The 17,653-nt window shown below is 72.5% G+C and carries 14 protein-coding genes; 9 read left to right on the plus strand and 5 right to left on the minus strand.

Going from position 1 to position 17,653, the window contains the following annotated elements:
* Window positions 1–9: 9 nt before the first annotated feature.
* Window positions 10–2,184: a molybdopterin cofactor-binding domain-containing protein gene (locus ACFMQL_RS26605; protein ID WP_364055547.1), complete on the minus strand. Its 2,175-nt coding sequence runs from the start codon at window positions 2,182–2,184 to the stop codon at window positions 10–12.
* Between the two features lie 95 nt (window positions 2,185–2,279).
* Between ACFMQL_RS26605 and ACFMQL_RS26610 the strand changes: the two genes are divergently transcribed.
* Window positions 2,280–3,773: a helix-turn-helix domain-containing protein gene (locus ACFMQL_RS26610; protein WP_364055544.1), complete on the plus strand. Its 1,494-nt coding sequence runs from the start codon at window positions 2,280–2,282 to the stop codon at window positions 3,771–3,773.
* Window positions 3,774–3,810: 37 nt separating this feature from the next.
* Here ACFMQL_RS26610 and ACFMQL_RS26615 read toward each other — a convergent pair whose 3' ends face one another.
* Entirely contained in the window at window positions 3,811–6,792 is a 2,982-nt protein-coding gene (locus tag ACFMQL_RS26615) for a BTAD domain-containing putative transcriptional regulator (RefSeq protein ID WP_378787567.1), read from the minus strand.
* A 519-nt stretch (window positions 6,793–7,311) separates the two neighbouring features.
* On the opposite strand from ACFMQL_RS26615, the gene ACFMQL_RS26620 reads away from it, so the two are divergent.
* From ACFMQL_RS26620 to ACFMQL_RS26635, 4 genes are all read left to right on the plus strand, one after another.
* Window positions 7,312–8,595 carry a tetratricopeptide repeat protein gene (locus ACFMQL_RS26620; protein ID WP_378787569.1) on the plus strand — a complete coding sequence of 428 codons (1,284 nt, stop codon included), beginning with the start codon at window positions 7,312–7,314 and terminating at the stop codon, window positions 8,593–8,595.
* A 409-nt stretch (window positions 8,596–9,004) separates the two neighbouring features.
* Window positions 9,005–9,622 (plus strand): copper resistance CopC family protein, encoded by a 618-nt coding sequence (locus ACFMQL_RS26625; protein ID WP_364055535.1) that lies wholly within the window; start codon window positions 9,005–9,007, stop codon window positions 9,620–9,622.
* A complete protein-coding gene (locus ACFMQL_RS26630) occupies window positions 9,619–11,595 on the plus strand; it encodes a cytochrome c oxidase assembly protein (RefSeq protein WP_364055532.1) in 1,977 nt (658 codons plus the stop codon). Before ACFMQL_RS26625 ends, ACFMQL_RS26630 begins: the two co-directional genes overlap by 4 nt.
* A gap of 504 nt (window positions 11,596–12,099) precedes the next feature.
* Window positions 12,100–12,501 (plus strand): sensor histidine kinase, encoded by a 402-nt coding sequence (locus ACFMQL_RS26635; protein ID WP_378787571.1) that lies wholly within the window; start codon window positions 12,100–12,102, stop codon window positions 12,499–12,501.
* 35 nt (window positions 12,502–12,536) lie between these two features.
* On the opposite strand, the gene map is transcribed toward ACFMQL_RS26635, so the two are convergent.
* Window positions 12,537–13,385 carry a type I methionyl aminopeptidase gene (gene map / locus ACFMQL_RS26640; RefSeq protein WP_364055526.1) on the minus strand — a complete coding sequence of 283 codons (849 nt, stop codon included), beginning with the start codon at window positions 13,383–13,385 and terminating at the stop codon, window positions 12,537–12,539.
* Between the two features lie 32 nt (window positions 13,386–13,417).
* Between map and ACFMQL_RS26645 the strand changes: the two genes are divergently transcribed.
* The gene (locus ACFMQL_RS26645; protein WP_364057596.1) at window positions 13,418–13,594 is read left to right on the plus strand and encodes a hypothetical protein; all 177 of its coding nucleotides are present in this window, start codon (window positions 13,418–13,420) and stop codon (window positions 13,592–13,594) included.
* Here the strand turns inward: ACFMQL_RS26645 and ACFMQL_RS26650 are convergent.
* Window positions 13,579–13,854 (minus strand): hypothetical protein, encoded by a 276-nt coding sequence (locus ACFMQL_RS26650; RefSeq protein WP_364055523.1) that lies wholly within the window; start codon window positions 13,852–13,854, stop codon window positions 13,579–13,581. The two genes, ACFMQL_RS26645 and ACFMQL_RS26650, sit on opposite strands and share 16 nt — an antisense overlap.
* Before the next feature lie 76 nt (window positions 13,855–13,930).
* Between ACFMQL_RS26650 and ACFMQL_RS26655 the strand changes: the two genes are divergently transcribed.
* Entirely contained in the window at window positions 13,931–14,899 is a 969-nt protein-coding gene (locus ACFMQL_RS26655) for a LysR family transcriptional regulator (RefSeq protein ID WP_364055520.1), read from the plus strand.
* Between the two features lie 103 nt (window positions 14,900–15,002).
* Here the strand turns inward: ACFMQL_RS26655 and ACFMQL_RS26660 are convergent, their stop codons facing one another.
* Window positions 15,003–15,581, minus strand: a complete 579-nt coding sequence (locus tag ACFMQL_RS26660) for a hypothetical protein (RefSeq protein WP_364055517.1) — start codon at window positions 15,579–15,581, stop codon at window positions 15,003–15,005.
* 172 nt (window positions 15,582–15,753) lie between these two features.
* On the opposite strand from ACFMQL_RS26660, the gene ACFMQL_RS26665 reads away from it, so the two are divergent.
* Both ACFMQL_RS26665 and npdG read left to right on the plus strand, forming a co-directional pair.
* Window positions 15,754–16,896, plus strand: coding sequence for a lipase family protein (locus tag ACFMQL_RS26665; RefSeq protein ID WP_364055514.1), 1,143 nt, complete (start codon window positions 15,754–15,756; stop codon window positions 16,894–16,896).
* A gap of 65 nt (window positions 16,897–16,961) precedes the next feature.
* The gene (gene npdG / locus ACFMQL_RS26670; RefSeq protein WP_364055511.1) at window positions 16,962–17,615 is read left to right on the plus strand and encodes an NADPH-dependent F420 reductase; all 654 of its coding nucleotides are present in this window, start codon (window positions 16,962–16,964) and stop codon (window positions 17,613–17,615) included.
* Window positions 17,616–17,653: the final 38 nt, after the last annotated feature.

Consider the following 17,653-nt stretch of genomic DNA (forward strand, 5'->3'; position numbering starts at 1 on the left):
GTCGAGCCGTCATTCGGACAAGGCGATATCCTCCGGCCTGACGGGAACGCGAGTCAACCGACGTCCCGTGGCCGCTCTGACCGCGGCGGCGATGGCGGGCGTTGAAGAGAGCGTGGGCGGCTCGCCGGCGCCGCGCAGGCCATAGGGGGCCGCCGGGTCCGGATATTCCAGGATCTCCAGCTTCATGGGCGGCATGTCGAGGATGGTGGGGATGAGATAGTCGGTGAACGACGGGTTCAGCACCCGCCCGTCGCGCACCTGGATCTCCTCCATCAGCGCCAGCCCGAGGCCCTGCGCCGAGCCGCCGTGGATCTGGCCCTCAAGCGCCTGCGGGTTCAGTATCCGCCCGACGTCCTGCACCGCCGCCAGCTCGACCACCTTGACCAGGCCCAGCTCGACGTCCACGTCCACGACCGCGCGGTGCACGCACAGCGCGAGCTGCGTGTGCGAGTCGCCCTGCCCGGTCACCGGGTCCATCGGGTACGTCGGCCGGTGCCGGTACTCGCGCGTCTCCTCGATCGGGCCGAACCGTTCGAGCGCCTCCTTGGCGGGCAGCCCCTTGAACCGCTCGCGCACCGCCTGGCAGGCGGCCCTGACCGCGCCGCCCGTCACGTACGACTGCCGCGACGCCGACGACGAGCCCGCCGACCCGACCGAGGTGTCGGCCGTGGCCACGGTGACGTTCGGGATGCCGAGCTCGGTCCGCGCGATCTGCGCCTGCACGGTCACCAGGCCCTGACCCACCTCGGCCGCCGCCGTGTGCACGGTGACGTGCGGCTCCCCGCCGACCAGCTCGGCCCGCACCCGCGCGGTCGAGTAGTCGTCGAAGCCCTCAGAAAAGCAGATGTTCTTGATGCCGACGCCGTAGCCGACGCCGCGCCGCACCGACTCGCCGTGCGTGGTCTGCGAGACGCCGCCGGGCAGCGAGCGCAGATCGGTGTCCGTACGCTCGGGCGGCAGCGGCATCGACGCCAGCCGCTTCAGCATGTCGGCGAGCGGCGCCGGCGAGTCGATCACCTGCCCGGTCGCCAGCCGCGAGCCCTGCGAGACCGCGTTGCGCACCCGGATCTCGACCGGCGACAGCCCGCACGCCTCCGCCAGCCGGTCCATCTGCGACTCGTAGGCGTAGCACGCCTGCACCGCCCCGAACCCGCGCATCGCGCCGCACGGCGGGTTGTTGGTGTAGACGCCGGTGGCGTCGATGTGCACGTTCGGCACCTCGTACGGCCCCACGCCCAGCGACGCCGCGTTGCCCACCACCGCCCGCGACGAGGAGCAGTACGCCCCGCCGTCCAGCAGGATGTCCGCCTTGACGTAGACGAGGCGGCCGTCGCGGGTGGCGCCGTGCTCGTAGCGCATCCGTGCCGGATGGCGGTGCACGTGACCGAAGAACGACTCCTCGCGGCCGTAGGAGATCTTGACCGGGCGGTTCAGCCGCAAGGCCAGCAGGCACGCGTGGATCTGCATCGACAGGTCCTCGCGCGCACCGAACGCGCCGCCGACGCCCGCCAGCGTCAGCCGCACCTTCTCCGGCGGCAGGCCCAGGCAGGGCGCGAGCTGGTCGCGGTCCACGTGCAGCCACTGGGTGGCGATGTAGAGGTCGACGCCGCCGTCCTCGGCCGGCACCGCGAGACCCGCCTCCGGGCCCAGGAACGCCTGGTCCTGCATGCCGACCTCGTACTCGCCGCGGACCACGACCTCCGCCTCGAAGGTGTCGCCGCGGCGTACCGGCTGGTAGCGGACGAACCGCTGCGACTCACGCGGATCGGTCACCGCGGGGCGGGGCTCGTAGACGACCTCGATCGCCGCCGCGGCCCTGCGCGCCGTCTCCGGATGGTCGGCCGCCACCAGCGCCACCGGCTCGCCCTGGTAGCGCACCTCGTCGATGGCCAGCACCGGCTGGTCCTTGTGCTCAAGGCCGAAGTACTTCTCGCCGGGCACGTCCTCGTGCGTCAGCACCGCACGTACGCCGGGGATCCGCAGCGCCGGGCCCACGTCGATGGAGCGGATCCACGCCGACGGGTGCGGGCTGCGCAGCGTCGCGCCCCACACCATGCCCTCCAGCCACAGGTCGGAGGCGTAGGCGAACTCGCCGGTCACCTTCAGCGTGGCGTCGGGCCGCCGCGCGCTCTCGCCGATCCCGTGCAGGATCGCGGCAGCCGTCTCGTCAGCCGTTCGCGTCATCTTCCGAGTAGAGCACCGGCCGCCCGGTCCGTCCTATGCGCCTGACGTGAAATGTCGGTCAGCGGTTGTCCTGCCCGCCTTGTACATTCCTACAGGTGCGCCTCTCCGACCTGCTGGCCATCGAGGACCTGCGCCTGACCCTGCTCACCGGCGACCCCGCCCGCGAGTTCGCCGGCGTGCACATCACCGACCTGCCCGAGCCCGGCCGCTACCTGGCCGGAGGCGAGCTGGTGCTGACCGGGCTGACGTGGTGGCACGCGCCCGGCGACTCCGACAGGTTCGTGGCGGCGCTGGCCGAGTCGGGCGTCGCCGCGCTCGGCGCCGGTCAGGCGCTGCTCGGCCGCGTGCCCGGCGACCTGGTCTCCGCCTGCGAGCGGGCCGGGCTGCCGCTCGTCGAGGTGCCGACCGAAGTCTCCTTCCGCACGCTCGCCGAGCTGGTCGCCTCGCGGCTGGCCGGCGACGCGCGCGACGCGCTCGGCCGCCACCGCAGGCTCGTCGCGGCGCTCGCCGAGGGCGCCGGGCTGGCCGAGCTGTTCGAGCTGACCGCCGCCGAGCTGGGCGTCACCGGCGCCGTCCTGACGCCGTCGGGCGAGATCCTGGTGGGCGCGGCCGACGACCCGGTGGGGCTGGCCAAGGCGTACCTGACCGCGCCCAGCCTGCCCGTGGTCGCCGGAGGCCACACGATCTTCGCCGTCGGGCGCGGGCACCGGGCCGCCGGCTGGGCGCTGGCCTGCGACGGAGACCTGCTCGACCGGGCCGACGTCGGCTACGAGCTGGCCGCCTGCGTGGGACTCGAACGCGGCCGCGTCGAGGAGGGCCGCCGCGTCGAACGCCGCCTCGCCGAGCAGCTCATCGTCGCCGCGCTGGCCGGGGCCGACCCCGCCGAGCTCAACGCCAGGCTGCGCACCTGCGGGATCGGCGCGGACGAGCCGTACGCGGTGGTCAACGCCGTCGCCGTCAGGCCCGGCGCCACCCGCGGCCCCGACCCCGCCACCCTCGGAGGCCGGATCGTGGAGAACCTGCTCGGCCGCGAGGTCGTGGCCGCCGCGGGCGCCGACGGCGCGGTGGCCGTCGTGCCGCTGCGCGACGGCGGCGCCGGCGAGCTGGCCGCCCGGCTGCGCGCGGGCGCCGAGGTGCTGGCCGCGCTGCCCGACACCCGCCTGTGCGTCGGGCTCAGCGGCGCGCTCACCGGAGCCGCCGCCGTCAAGGGCGGCGTCGAGGAGGCCGGGCACGCCCGCCGCCTGGCCGAGGACCGCGACGGCGGCGTCGTCACCAGCGACGAGATCTACACCCACGCGCTGCTGCTCGCCACCGTGCCATCCGACGTGCGCCGCTCGTTCTCCCGGCGGCTGCTGTCGCCGCTGCTCGACTACGACCGCAGGCACCAGTCCGACCTGGTGCGCACGCTCGGCGTCTTCCTCGACCGGGCCGGCTCCTGGCACTCCTGCGCCGAGCAGCTCCACGTGCACGTCAACACCGTGCGCTACCGCGTGCGCAGGATCGAGGAGCTGACCGGCCGCGACCTGTCCACGATGGCCGACCGCGTCGACTTCTTCCTCGCCCTGAGGGACACCGCCCCACCGCCGTGACGCGCCGCCTCGCCGTTCATCGGCTCGCCATGGCCGCTCATCGGGTCGTCATGGCCGCGCGCGCCGCGATGGCAAGCGCCCGCTCGGCCTTCGCCTCTTCGAGCCAGTACGTGCTCCCGGCCCGCTCGGCCATCGCGACCGCCTCGACGCCGCGCCGCACGGCCTCGTCGATCTGCCCCAGCATGCGGTGGGCCCGCGCCAGATACACCAGGCAGCCCATCTCGGTCGTCCTGGACAGGATCCGGCCCCGCTCCAGTACCCCGGTGAGCAGGCCGAGAGCCGCCTCGCACCGGCCCAGTGCGATCATGACCCGGCCGCGCCACACCGCGAACTCCGTGGCGCTGTGCACGTCGCCCGCCCGCTCGGCCATCGCCGCGCCCTCGTCCAGCACGCCCACGGCCTCCTCGACGCGGCCGAGCTCCACGTACGCCCGTGCCGCCGCCAGCAGCGCGTAGCGCTCGCCGACGTCCGAGCCGATCTCGCGGGCGATCGCGCGCTGCCCTAGCGCATGGTCCAGCGACTCCTCGAAGCGCTCCCAGCGCAGCAGCGTGGCGGCCAGGTTGCCGTGCGCCCGCTGCTCCTCGAAGCGGTCGCCGAGCCGCCTGGCGAGCGCGAGGTGCCGCTCGTTGTGCGCCAAGCAGGCGATATCGTTCAGGAAGTAGCGCCCGGTCGCCATGTGCGCGTACCCATGCATCTCGATGACCTCGTCACGCAGGCGCTCGCCGGTCGCGACCAGCCGCTCGCCCGTCGCCACCAGGTCGGTCACGCGGTAGTTCTTCTGCTGGTACCACCACAGGGCCAGGCCGATCGCCGCCCCCGCCCGCGCCACGCCGTCGTCGGGGTCCGCCATGGCCTGGTACGCGGCGGCCAGCAGCGTCGCCTCCTCTCTGCCGAGCCAGTCGTCCGCCTCCGCCGCGTCGCAGAACGTGCGGCCCGTCGCGTCGATCGGCGGATACAGGCAGTGGACCCGGTGCGGGTCGCTGGTGCGCGCGGCTGCCCTGGCCGACTCGGCGTAGAAACCGAGCACCCGCAGCAGCGGCGCGGTCCGCCCGCCCGGGGGCGGCAGCTCGGCGGCGAACAGCCGGACCAGGTCGTGCGGGTGGTAGCGGCCGGGCTCCCCGGCCTCCAGGAGGTGGGCGTCGCACAGACGCTCCAGCGCCCGCTCCACTTCGGGCTCCGGATCGCCGGACAGCGCCGCGGCCGCCTCCACCGTGACGTCGGGCACGTGCAGCAGGCCGAGCAGGGCCAGCAGCCGTGCCGCCGCCGCATCGGTCTCGCGGGTGCTGCCGCTGAGCGCGCTCCAGCTCGCCGCCAGGCTCGACCGTACGGCCAGGTCACCCGCCTCCAGTTCGCGCAGCCGCCGCCGCTCGTCGCTGAGCCGCTCCGTCAGCGCCGCAACGCTCCAGTCGGGGCGGTCGGCCAGCCGTGCCCCCGCGATGCGCAGCGCGAGCGGGAACCCGTCGCACAGGCGGACCAGCCGCCCGGTCTGCTTCAGGTCGGCGGACACCCGGTCGGCGCCCGCGTACTTGGCCAGCATGGCGGTGGCCTCGGCGTCGGACATCGGCCCCAGGCGCACCTGAGCGCAGCCGTCGCCTGCCGCCAGCGACTCCCTGCTCGTGACCAGCACCGCCGTGCCGGGCGGCAGCGCGGCGAACGGCCTCACCTGCGCGTGATCCGCGGCGTCGTCGAGGAGCACGAGCAGCCGCCGGCCGTGGAGCGTGCTCCGCAGCAGGGCGGCGGCCTCGTCCTCGTCGGCCGGAATGGCCGCGCCGGGCGTGCCGAGGCCGCGCAGCAGCCGGCAGAGCACCTCGTACGCGGACGGTCTGGGCACGTTCGGCGTGCCGCCGCGCAGATTGACGTACAGCCGGCCGTCGGGGAACCGGTCGCGCACGGCGTGGGCGACGTGTACGGCCAGAGTGGACTTGCCGACGCCCGGCGGGCCGCAGATGACCACGAACGGGTGCGGCGGCTCCCCGCCCCACGGGTCGAGCAGGGACTTCAGCCGGACGATCTCCCGCGCCCGCCCGACGAACGCCGCCGGGTCCCGGGGAAGCTGCCGCGGCACGTGCCTTCCGGCGGGCTCCACCCCGCCGCCCGCACGGTCCGCGCGGCCGGAGGGCGGCTGCACGTCGTCCTCGCCCGGGGCGCGGTGGGAGGGCGATCGCCCGCCTTCGCCCCGGGAACGGACGGAAGCGGGTTCGCGCCGGGCAGGGGCGGCGGGCGGGTCGTCGCCTGAGGCGGACAGGACGAGCCGGTGGGCGTGGCGCAGGCCGTCGCCGGGGTCGGCGCCCAGCTCCTCGGCCAGCACGCGCCGTGCCTCCTCGAAGGCCCGCAGCGCTTCGGCCTGCCGCCCGCACGCGTGCAGGGCGAGCATGAGCAGCTCGTGGGGGCGTTCGCGCAGCGGATGGCGGCGGGCCAGCTCGCGCAGCGGGGCGAGGGCGTCCTCGGGGCGGCCGAGCAAGGTCAGCACCTCGGCCCTGGCCTCGACGGCGGTCAGGTGGAGCTCGTCGAGCCGGGCCCGCTCACCCTCCGCGAACGGCCCGGGGACACCGCTGAGCGCCGGGCCACGCCACAAGGCGAGCGCCTCGTCGAGGGCGCGCAACGCGGCGGAGAGGTCGCCGGCCGTACGTGCCTTCGACGCCGACTCCAGCCGGGCGGAGAAGAGGTGCGCGTCGATCGCGAGCGGGTCGAGCCGTAAGAGGTAGCCGCCGGGGGCCTTGGTCACCGTACGGGGCGGTTGCCGCCTGCCGCGTCCGGGCTCGAAGGCGCGGCGCAGCCCGGCGATGTAGGTGTAGACGCTCTGCTGGGAGCTGTTAGGAGCGGTCTCACCCCAAAGACCGGCGATGAGCTGAGGTAGGGTCACCACCCTGCCCGGCCACGTCGCCAGCATCGCGGCGACGGCCTGTTGGAGTGGCGGGCCGAGATCGAGCGCTTTGCCGTCGCGCGTTCCCACCACCGGGCCCAGGAGGCCGATGACCAGGCCGGACGTTGAAGGAGGTCGGGGATCGGCGGGATGCACGTAGGGAGCTTAATCGCGATCCCTGGAGAGGGGAGGGCCCACGCGAGCGTGTAGCTGGAATGTAGATGCGGTCGGTAGCTTGTCAACCGGCCGTGTCTGATGTGTAGTGGGTCACGTGGGCCCTTGATCAGCGACTCAGGCGAACGACGCGCGACCAGCAGGTGCCGGGACCCGAAGGCCCCCCACCGGCGCGGACGAGCGTGCGCGCACCGCGGCGGGCGAGGCGAGTGCGGCGCCTTCCCTGAGCGGTGTGCCGCCTGGGCGTTCATTCCGGACGACGTCCTCGATCATCTCGTGGACGGCGACCAGGACGGTGGTCGTCGCTCAGCAGCAAGAGGACTCGGAGAGTGCGCTCGAGAGGGGAGACGCTGAGGCATTCGCGGCCGTACCATTACCCGCAAGGGCTACCGCGGTGCCGATCGCGACGGCCAGGACTGACAGGGCAATGCGCTTGCGCATGGGGGTTCTCCCTCGCCTAGGTGGGTTGCTCGGACTTCATCTTCTCAGGGAGTGGCGGTTGTGACCACATCGGATCTCGTCGGACTCCGCATCAAGACGGTTCGCCGGCAGCGCGGTCTTTCGCAGGCTCAGTTGGCACACCCCGAGTTGTCGGACAGTTACGTTTCGCTGATCGAAAGCGGTAAGCGTACTCCCACTCCTGCGGTATTGGAGTTGCTGGCCGCGAAGCTGGACTGCTCGCTGTCCTACCTGATCAACGGTGTCACCGCCGAGCAGATGGAGGACATCGAGCTCGCCCTGGGCTATGCGCGGCTGGCACTCGAAAACGGTGAGGTCGCCGAGGCCCGCACGCGTTTCGCGGAACTCCTGGAGAACAGTAACTTGTCAGGCTTGACATCGCTTCGTCAAGAAGCGGAGTTCGGCCTGGCACTCGCCACAGAGGCGGCCGGCGATCTCGGCGAGGCGATCTCCATCATGCTGCGGCTGCGCGAGGAAGAACTGCCACAGGAGCGCGCTCTCGAAGTGGCCATCGCGCTGTGCCGGGCGTACCGCGAGAGCGAGCGGCTGCACGAGGCGGTCGAGGTCGGCGAGCAGCTGCTCATCGGCAACAACCGCGAACCCTGGACCGACCTGCGGGTCGAGCTGGGCGCGACCCTCCTGTCCGCCTACTACGAGCGTGGCGACATGCTGCGCGCCCGGCAGTTCGCGGCCGAGCTGCTCAACGCCGCTGACGCGCTCGGCACCCCGCGCTCGATCGCGGCGGCCAACTGGAACGCCTCCTTCATCGCCCGCGCCACCGGTCACTACGACGAGGCGGTGACGTTCATCGAGCGGGCCCTGGCCGTGCAGCTCGAGCACGGGCAGCCGCGCAACACCGCGAGGATGCGGCTGCAGGCCGCGCGTACCAAGCTCAGGACCGGCGCGCAGGACCCGGCGAGCGCTCGCGACGTGCTGCGCGCGGCGATCAAGGAGTTCGAGCAGACCTCCACGAGCACCATCGACCAGGCCACCCTGTACCTCGAGCTGGCCTGCGCCGAATACATGAACAACGATCTCGACGAGGCCGCTCAGCACGCCGTCAAGTGCCGCGAGCTGCTGCCGCAGTACGGCAATGTGCTGGGCGCCGAGGCCAACCTGCTGCTCGGCCGCATCTACGGCGCCGCCGGCCGGGTCGACGAGGGCCGCGAGCACGCCGCCGCCGTCGAGCGGTGGCTGCAGCCGCTGCCCGACTCCCGCCGTTCGGCCTCCCACTGGTACGCCACCGCCGAGACCATGGAGCAGCTCGGCGATACCGACCGCGCGGTCGACGCCTACCGGCGCGCGCTCGCCTGCGCGGGCCTGTGACCGCCGCCGTCGCCTGATGTCGTGGCCGGGTGAGCACGCCCGGCCACGACCGTTCTCGCCTCCATCTCCACGCCGCGCATCCGGCGCAGCTCGGCTGGGCCCGTTCGGCGCGTCCGGAGCCCGGCCGGGTCAGCGGCGCGCCCGGAAAAGGCCGATCACTCGGCCGGAAACGCGACTCGGGGCCGACCCGAACGGCGGCTCGGGGCCGACCCGAACGGCGGCTCGGGGCCGACCCGAACGGCGGCTCGGGGCGGACCCCGAACGGCGGCTCAGCGGCCGGGCCGGAAGGTGGGGCGGCGGCGGGCCGGAAAGCGGACTGCCCGAATGTGGGCATAGGGGCGGAATTGTAGACGTGTGTTGGAGGAGTGAGGTCCAGACCGGCCGGGTGCGTCGGTAGCCTGGGGTTGTCATGAACAGATCCCCGCTCGCGGCCCTTACCGCGATTCTCGCCGCCGCCCTGTTCGTGTTCGGCACCGCCGCTCCCGCGCTGGCGCACGACAGGCTCAAGAGCAGCAACCCGGCCAAGGGCGCCGAGGTGGAGTCCCTCGACGAGGTCAGGCTCGAATTCAGCAGCAAGGTGCGCATGCCCTTCGTCAGCGTCCGCGGCGACGGAGACGCCGAGCACCAGAGCGGCGAGCCCGAGGTCGACGGCGCCGTGGTGACCCAGGCGGTCAAGGGGCCGCTGCCCGACGGCACGTACACGATCGCCTACCGGGTCGTGTCGTCCGACGGGCACCCCATCGAGGGGGAGATCCCGTTCCGGGTGAAGGGCGCGGAGAAGGCGGCCGAGGAGGCGTCACCCGGCGCCGAGCCGTCCGATGGCGCTTCCGAGACGGCCGCGCCCGCCGTGACCGCGGCCTCGCCGCCGGCCGAGCAGCCCAGCGCCTCCATCGAGGCCGGCAACGCGGCCGCCGAGCAGGACGCCCAGCAGGACGTCACGTTCCCCGTCTGGCTGATCGTCGTCATCGGCGCGCTCGTCGGCATCGGCATCGGCTTCCTCATCAGCGCGAGGAAGAAGCAGCCATGACCCGGACGGCGCGCCTCGCCCTCGTGACCGCGGCGGCCGCCGTCGCGGCCCTGGTCATCGGCATGATCGCGGGTGGCAGGGCGTTCCCCAGGATCATCCCCGGCCTGCCCGACTCCGGCGCGTTCGTCCGCTGGGGCCTGCCGGTGTCGAAGCTGCTCATGGACGCGGCCGGCGTCGTCACCGTCGGCCTGCTGCTCATGGCCGCCCTGCTGCTGCCCAACGACAAGGGCGTGCTCGGCAAGAGCGCCGTCGACTACGTCAAGGCGAGCTCGTGGGCTGCGCTGGTCTGGGCGGGAGCGGCGTTCGCCTCGATCCTGTTCGGCGCCGCCGAGAGCATCGGCCGCACCATTCCCCAGATCCTCGACCGCACGATCCTCACCAGCTACGCCACCCAGACCACGCAGGGCGTCGCGCTGACGCTCGTGGTGCTGTTCGGGGTGGCCATCGCACTGTTCTCGCGCGGCGCCATCACCGCGGGGGCCGCGGCGGGGCTGCTGGTGTTCGCGCTGGTGACGATGCTGCCCGCGCCGCTCACCGGCCACACCTCGTCCTCGCCCAACCACGACCTGGCCACCTCGTCGGTCGCGCTGCACCTGCTCTCACTCGCCCTGTGGGTCGGCGGGCTCGGCGTGCTGGCCCTCCACGCGCTGCGCAAGCAGCCGCAGCTGGAGATCGCGGCGGAGCGCTTCTCCCGGCTCGCGCTGTTCTGCTACGTCGGGGTGGGGCTCTCGGGCGTCTTCGCGCTGGTCGCCCGCCTCGGCGCGGTCTCCGACCTGTGGACCACCGAGTACGGCCTGCTCGCCCTCGCCAAGATGGTGGCCTTCGTGCTGCTGGGCTACGTCGGCTACTGGCACCGGCAGCGCACGCTCGCCGACCTCAAGGCGGACAAGCCGCGGGCGTTCACCCGGCTGGCCGGCGGTGAGGCCGTGCTCATGTTCGCCACCATCGGCGTGGCCGTGGCGCTCTCGCGTACGCCGCCGCCCGACTACAGCATCCCGGCCGACCGCGCCTACGAGCTGCTCGGCTTCCCCATGCCGCCCGAGCTGACGCTGGGCAACGTGTTCACGCTGTGGTGGTTCGACCTGTTCTTCGCCGTGGTGGCGGCGGTGCTGGCCGGTCTGTACGGGGCCGGCGTGCGCCGTCTGCGAAGGCGCGGCGACCACTGGTCGTGGGGGCGCACCGCCTCCTGGTACATCGGTGTGGCGGTGCTGGTGTTCTGCACCCAGAGCGGGCTGGCCCGCTACGCCAAGGTCATGTTCGACATGCACATGATCGAGCACATGACGCTGTCCATGGTGGTGCCGATCTTCCTGGTCCTCGGCGGGCCCGTCACCCTGGCCCTGCGCGCGCTCAAGCCCGCCGCCAGGAGGGGCGACAGAGGGCCGCGCGAATGGATCACCACGATCCTGCACAGCCGGTTCACCAAGGTCATCTCGCATCCCGTGGTCGCCACCGCGATCTTCGTCGCGTCCACGTACGCGCTCTACTTCACGCCGCTGTTCGAGTCGGCCATGAACGAGCACCTCGGCCACATCTGGATGACCCTGCACTTCCTGCTCAGCGGCTCGCTGTTCTTCTGGGTGATCATCGGCGTCGATCCGGGCCCCAGCCGCCTCCCGCACGTCGGGCGGCTGCTGATGCTGTTCGTCACCATGCCGTTCCACGCCTTCTTCGGCATCGCGCTGATGATGATGGGCACCGTGATCGCGTCCGGCTGGTACGAGCAGCTCGGCCGCACCTGGGGCGACACGCTGCTGCAGACCCAGCGCGACGGCGGCGCCATCGCGTGGGGCTTCGGCGAGATCCCGACGCTCATCGTGCTGATCGCCATCGCCGTGCAGTGGTACCAGAACGACGACCGGCAGGCCCGCCGCGCCGACCGCAAGGCCGACCGCACCGGCCAGGGCGACGCCGAGCTCGACGCCTACAACGCCTATCTCGCCCGCCTCAACCGCGCGGACAAGGGCGAGTAGGCGCACAGCCGGCCCAGTCGCGTGGCCGATCGGAGATGGCGCGCAGGCGCGCCCGGCTCAGCCGTGTGATCGGGTAAGGCGGCTGTCGGCTCTGTGCGCGAAGGTGGAGCGAGTGTGCGCGCCGGGTTTGTGGGAGGGCGCCGGGCTCAGCCGCGTGGCCGCGTTGGCGCCTGTCGGCGGTGCGCATGTGGGCGGGGCGCGTTGGCGCGGGCCGAGCCTGGGCCGGTGTGGGCGCTGATCTCAGCGTGCAGCCGATCGGATGCGGGGGAGGGACGGGGTCGGGCCGTGGCCGCGTAGCCGTTCGGACATGGGCTTCTTCCTTACCACTACACGCCCGTGGAGCGACGGGTAGCCTTTCTCCCAGGGGAGACGGGTATAACCCCGAGTGGCAGCGTGCGTGGTCTTGAGGGGGATGCGCGCCGCGTCGACGGGAGCGCCGGAGTGGGGACCGGCGTGCGGCCCGGGTGCCAAGAAAGGCGAAACCAATTGTCGGAAGAGACACGGATGCGCGGGGGGCAGAGCCTGGCGGAGGCGCTGGAAAGCTGCCTGGCCGACTGGTCGGAGCGCACCGGGATCAGGGTCGAGACCTGGGCACTGCCGGCCACAGACGTGCCGTCACGCGTGTCGAGCGGCGTCATGACCACCTTGCGGGAGGCGCTGTCCAACGTCGAGCGGCACAGCAGGGCGAGGACGGTGTCCATCGCCGTGACGGTGGGCAAGAGCGGGCTGCGCATGACGATCAGTGACGACGGCCAGGGCTTCGACCCGGCGACGCCGGGGCGCGGCATCGCCCGCATGCGGGCGGCGTTCGCCGAGGCCGGGGGAGCCTGTCGGTCAACAGCGTGCTCGGTGAGGGGACCACGGTGTCCGGGGTGGTGCCGCCGCAGCGCGGCTGACCCCGGTTGACGCGCCCGGCGGCTCGCCCCCGCGACCGGGGCGGGTCAGGGCAGGGTGAGGATCTCGCTGCCGGTCTCGGTGACCACGATCGTGTGCTCGAACTGGGCCGTGCGCTTGCGGTCCTTCGTCACCGCCGTCCACTTGTCGGGCCAGATCTCGTACTCGATCGTGCCCAGCGTCAGCATCGGCTCGATGGTGAACGTCATGCCCGGCACCATTTCGACCTTCAGGTTGGGGTCGTCGTAGTGGGGCACCATGAGGCCGGAGTGGAACGTGGTGCCGATGCCGTGGCCGGTGAAGTCGCGTACGACGCCGTAGCCGAAGCGCTTGGCGTACGCCTCGATGACGCGCCCGATGACGTTGAGCTGACGGCCCGGCGCGACCGCCTTGATGGCCCGCATCATCGCCTCGCGGGTGCGCTCGACCAGCAGCCGCGACTCCTCGTCGACGTCGCCCACCAGGAACGTCGCATCGGTGTCGCCGTGGACGCCGCCGATGTAGGCGGTGATGTCGACGTTGATGATGTCGCCGTCCTGCAGCACGGTGTCGTCGGGGATGCCGTGGCAGATCACCTCGTTGATCGAGGTGCACAGCGACTTCGGAAAGCCCCGGTAGCCCAGCGTGCTGGGGTAGGCGCCGTGGTCGAGGAGGAACTCGTGGCCGATCCTGTCGAGCTCGTCGGTGGTGACGCCCGGCCGGACGTGCTTGCCGACCTCCTCGAGAGCCTGGGCGGCGATCCTGCCCGCCACCCGCATCCGCTCGATGATCTCGGGGGTCTTCACGTCGGACTCGCCGGTCTTGGGGCGCTTTTTGCCGACGTACTCCGGCCGCTCGATGTGGGCGGGGACCTTCCGCATGGGCGAAACTCGCCCTGGCTGGAGCAGTGTCGTCATGAAACACGAGTCTACGGGGCAGAATTGACCCCGTGAGCGAAGGCCAGTGGTGGTTCTGTCTCAAGCACATGCGGGTCGAGCCCGACAAGGGTTGCCCCAATAAGGACCGGATGGGTCCGTACGCGTCGGAGGAAGAGGCGGCGGGTGCGTTGCAGCGCGCCGCCGACCGCAACAAGGCGTGGGACGAGGCCGATCAGGACGACGACTGACGTCCGGCCGTCCTCGGCAGCGCCGCCCTGGCGAGTTTGATCAGGGCGGTGACGCCGATGGCGGCCCAGATCAGGTTGAGCGCCGCGGACGGCCAGGCGGCGTAATAGGCGCTGTTGATCATCAGCCCGACGGAGCCGGCGAGGTTGATGAGCTGGTACGCCACTCCGTCGCCCGAAAGACGGGACGACGAGACGAGGGCGTAGCCCGCCAGCAGCAGGGCGGCACCCAGCCAGCCGAGGGCGTCGAGCAGGAGATCCATGGGTAACATTCTCCGGATTCGCACCCTCGCGACACAATCACCGCAACTTCCTGGTGTGCGGGCTTAGGCTGGCCGTGTGGAGATCGACCCCCGGCGCTTGCGCGTGCTCCGCGAGGTGGCCAGGCGCGGTGGCGTGCTGCGCGCCGCCCAGGCCCTGCACCTGACCTCCTCCGCCGTCTCCCAGCAGCTCGCCCAGCTCGAACGCGAGGTCGGCCTGCCCCTCATCGACCGCTCCCAGCGCAGCGTCTCGCTCACCCCGGCAGGTCGCGTGCTGGCCGGTTACGCCGAGCGGGTCGAGGAGGAGCTGACCGAGGCCAAACGCGAGCTCACCCGCTTCACCGAACGCCTGGCCGGGCCCGTGCGCATCGCCGCGTTCCCCACCGCGATCAGCCACCTGCTCGTGCCCGCGATGCGAGGGCTGGCCCGCCGCCATCCGAAGATCGCACCGGCGATCCGCGAGATCTACGGCCCGCCGGCGCTCCAGGAGCTGCGGCTCGGGTCCGTCGATCTGCTCATCACCGAGCAGGACATGGGTCTGCCCGTCCTGGCGCAGCCGTCGCTGACCAGCCGCCTGCTGTACGTCGACGCATACCGCATCGTCGTGCCGCCGTCCTGGTCCGATCCGCCGTCCACCGTCGAGGAGCTGTTGCAGCGGCCGTGGGTGGCGGCCGATCCCGGGCAGGCGTGCGGGCAGGCGCTCGACCGGCTGGCCGGGCTGCACGGCATCGAGCCGCAGAAGCCGCACGTCATCGGCGAGTGGGGGCCGGCGCTCGCGCTGGTCGCGGCCGGGCACGGGGTGGCGATCGTGCCGGAGCTGGCGCTGCTCGACGTGCCGGAGGGCGAGGTACGCGTGAGCGACATCCGCGGCATCGGGGCCCGCAGGCTCGACGTCGTCACCCGGGCGAGCCGTAGGCGGTCGGGGGAGCCCGATCCGGTGCAGGCCGTGGTGATCGAGGCGATCGAGGAAGTGACGAAGGAGCTGGCCGCCACCTTGCGTTCCCGCATCTCCGACCCTGCCGACGAGGAGGCCGCCGACCGGGCTTGACGGCCGCGCCGCACGACGGTGGCGAGGGGCCGCGAGGCGGCCGGTGTCTGCGGTGGCGGCCTGAGACGGCCGGTCTCGGTGGTGGGGGTCTTCAGGCGGGCGGTCAGTCGGTCAGGCGGGGGCCGCTGACCTTGTCGAGCAGGCGGGCGAGCCGCTCGCGCAGCCCCGGCCGCTGCCCGGCCTCGCCGGCCGCCGCGCTCACCAGGTGCTGGGCCCCGTCGAACGTCATCGGCCCCTCGCGCGGCACCTCGATCGCGTCGTGGGCCAGCCCGGCCAGCTCGCGGTCGCCGCCTTCGATCGCCAGGATCGTGGCCCCTGTGCGGCGGGCGTCGTTCACGCGCTCCAGCAGCGGCACCGGCGCCTGCTGCTCCGACAGCACGAACAGCGTCTCCCCGCGCCCGGCCTGCTCCAGGCGCTCGATTCCGACCCGCAGGTGGGGCGGCGCGTCGGGCGGCGGAGACCAGCGCAGCAGGGTCGGGGTGAGCTGGGGCAGGCCGGAGTACCTGGCCTCGTCGGCCAGATGGGCGGTCACGTGCCAGGGCTCGTCGTCGGGGGTGCCGACCACCAGCAGGCCGCCGGGCGAGCGGGTGGCGCGCAGGGCCAGGCCCAGCTCGCGGGTGCGTTCGAGCCAGCCGGTGCCGGCCAGGAGTTCGCGCAGGAGGGCCACCGATCCTGAGTCCATGCCTCCATGGTGCCTGACGGGCCCGTCGCGGGGTGGCCGCTTCCCATGTGACGCATTTACACGAAACGTATTTCTCCGTCATTTCGGGCCTTGACATGGAGTTACTCACGGGTAACGATCGGCTCGCGGCGCGCCGTCCCCCAAGCGCAGACCTCACGGAGAGGGGCGGCACATGACCTTACGTGTGCGCGTCAGCATGTCCTTGATCGTGTTATCGATCCTGTCGTTCATCGCGGCGCCCGCCCGCGCCGCGGCACCGGGAGACGTCGTCTCCGCCCAGCCCACCACCGTCTACCTGCTGCCGGGCAAGCTGCTCGAAGTCCCGGTCAACGCCTGGCACCTGCGCTACACCTCCACCTCCGCCACCGGCACGCCCAACGTCGTCTCCGGCACCCTGCTCGTGCCCAAGGCGGGCTATCCGCTCGGCCGCCGCCCGATCATCGGGTACGCCGTCGGCACCCACGGCCTCGGCGACCAGTGCGCGCCGTCCGTCAGCATGAGCCAGGGCCGCGAGGCCGAGCTGGCGCTGGTCAGCCTGTTCCTGCTGAAGGGGTACGCGGTCGCGATCACCGACTACGAGGGGCTCGGCACGCCGGGGCAGCACACGTACATGGCGGGCATCTCGCAGGGGCACGCCGTGCTCGACTCGATCAGGGCCGCCACCCGCGTGCCCGGCGCCGGGCTGTCCGACGAGGCGCCGGTCGGCATCATGGGCTACTCCCAGGGCGGCGCGTCCGCCGGGTGGGCCGCACAGCTCCAGCCGTCGTACGCGCCTGAGCTGCGGCTGCGCGGCGTCGCCGCCGGCGGGGTGCCGGCCGACCTGGGCGAGGTGGCGCGCAACCTCGACGGCGGCCCGAACTTCGGGCTGGCCGCAGCCGCCGGGATCGGCCTCGACGCCGCCTACCCCGAGCTGGACCTGGAAGCGGACCTCAACGACCGCGGACGGGAACTGCTCGCCGACGCGGCCGACGACTGCGTGAACGACCTCGGCAAGCTCGCCGGGCTCGGTTTCTCCGACATCAGCCCGATCGACCTGATGAACCAGCCCAAGTGGCAGGCCCGCCTGGCCGAGAACCGGCTCGGCGGCATGCCGCCGCGCGTGCCGATGTTCCTGTACCACGGGCGGGGCGACGAGATCATCCCGCTGTCGGTCGGGTCCACCCTGCGCTCGGAGTACTGCCGGGCAGGCGTGAACGTGCGGTGGGCGTCCCTGCCCGCGCCTGACCACGTGACGGGCGCCATCGAAGGCGGGCCGCTGGCCATCGAATGGCTGGCCCTGCGCATCCTCGGGCTGCCCGCCCACGGCAACTGCTGACCGCTGCATGCCCGTCCCGGCCCTCCTTCGCGGGGGCCGGGAACGGGCGCGACATGATCTGCGTTATGACCGACGTGAGCAAACTATCCATTGGAATCCTCGGCGGCACCGGAGACCAGGGCAAGGGTCTTGCCCGCAGGTTCGCGCTGGCCGGGCACCCCGTGTTGATCGGTTCTCGTAACGCCCAGCGCGCCCAGGAGGCGGCCGAGTCCATCGGCGCCGGCGCGAGCGGTGGCGAGAACGCCGACGTCGCCCGCCGCGCCGACATCGTGATCGTGGCGGTGCCGTACGAAGGGCATAAGGCACTGCTGGAGTCGCTGCGCGACGAGCTCGCCGGCAAGATCGTCGTCGACTGCGTCAACCCGCTCGGGTTCGACAAGAAGGGCGCCTACGCGCTGCCGGTCGAGGAGGGCAGCGCCGCCGAGCAGGCGGCCGCCGTGCTCCCTGACAGCCGGGTGGTGGCCGCGTTCCACCACGTGTCGGCCGTGGTGCTGCTCGACCCCGAGGTGGAGAAGGTCGACCTCGACGTGCTGGTGCTCGGCGACGATCGCGAGGCCACCGACACCGTCCAGGCGCTGGCCGAGGCCATCCCGGGGGTGCGCGGCGTGTACGGCGGGCGGCTGCGCAACGCCCACCAGGTCGAGGCGCTGACCGCCAACCTCATCTCCGTCAACCGCCGCTACAAGGCCCACGCCGGCATCCGCATCACTGACATCTGACCCGGCCAGGGGAGGGGCCGGGACAGGCCGCACGGCGC

It is taken from the genome of Nonomuraea fastidiosa (assembly GCF_042751225.1).
Lineage (GTDB): Bacteria > Actinomycetota > Actinomycetes > Streptosporangiales > Streptosporangiaceae > Nonomuraea > Nonomuraea fastidiosa.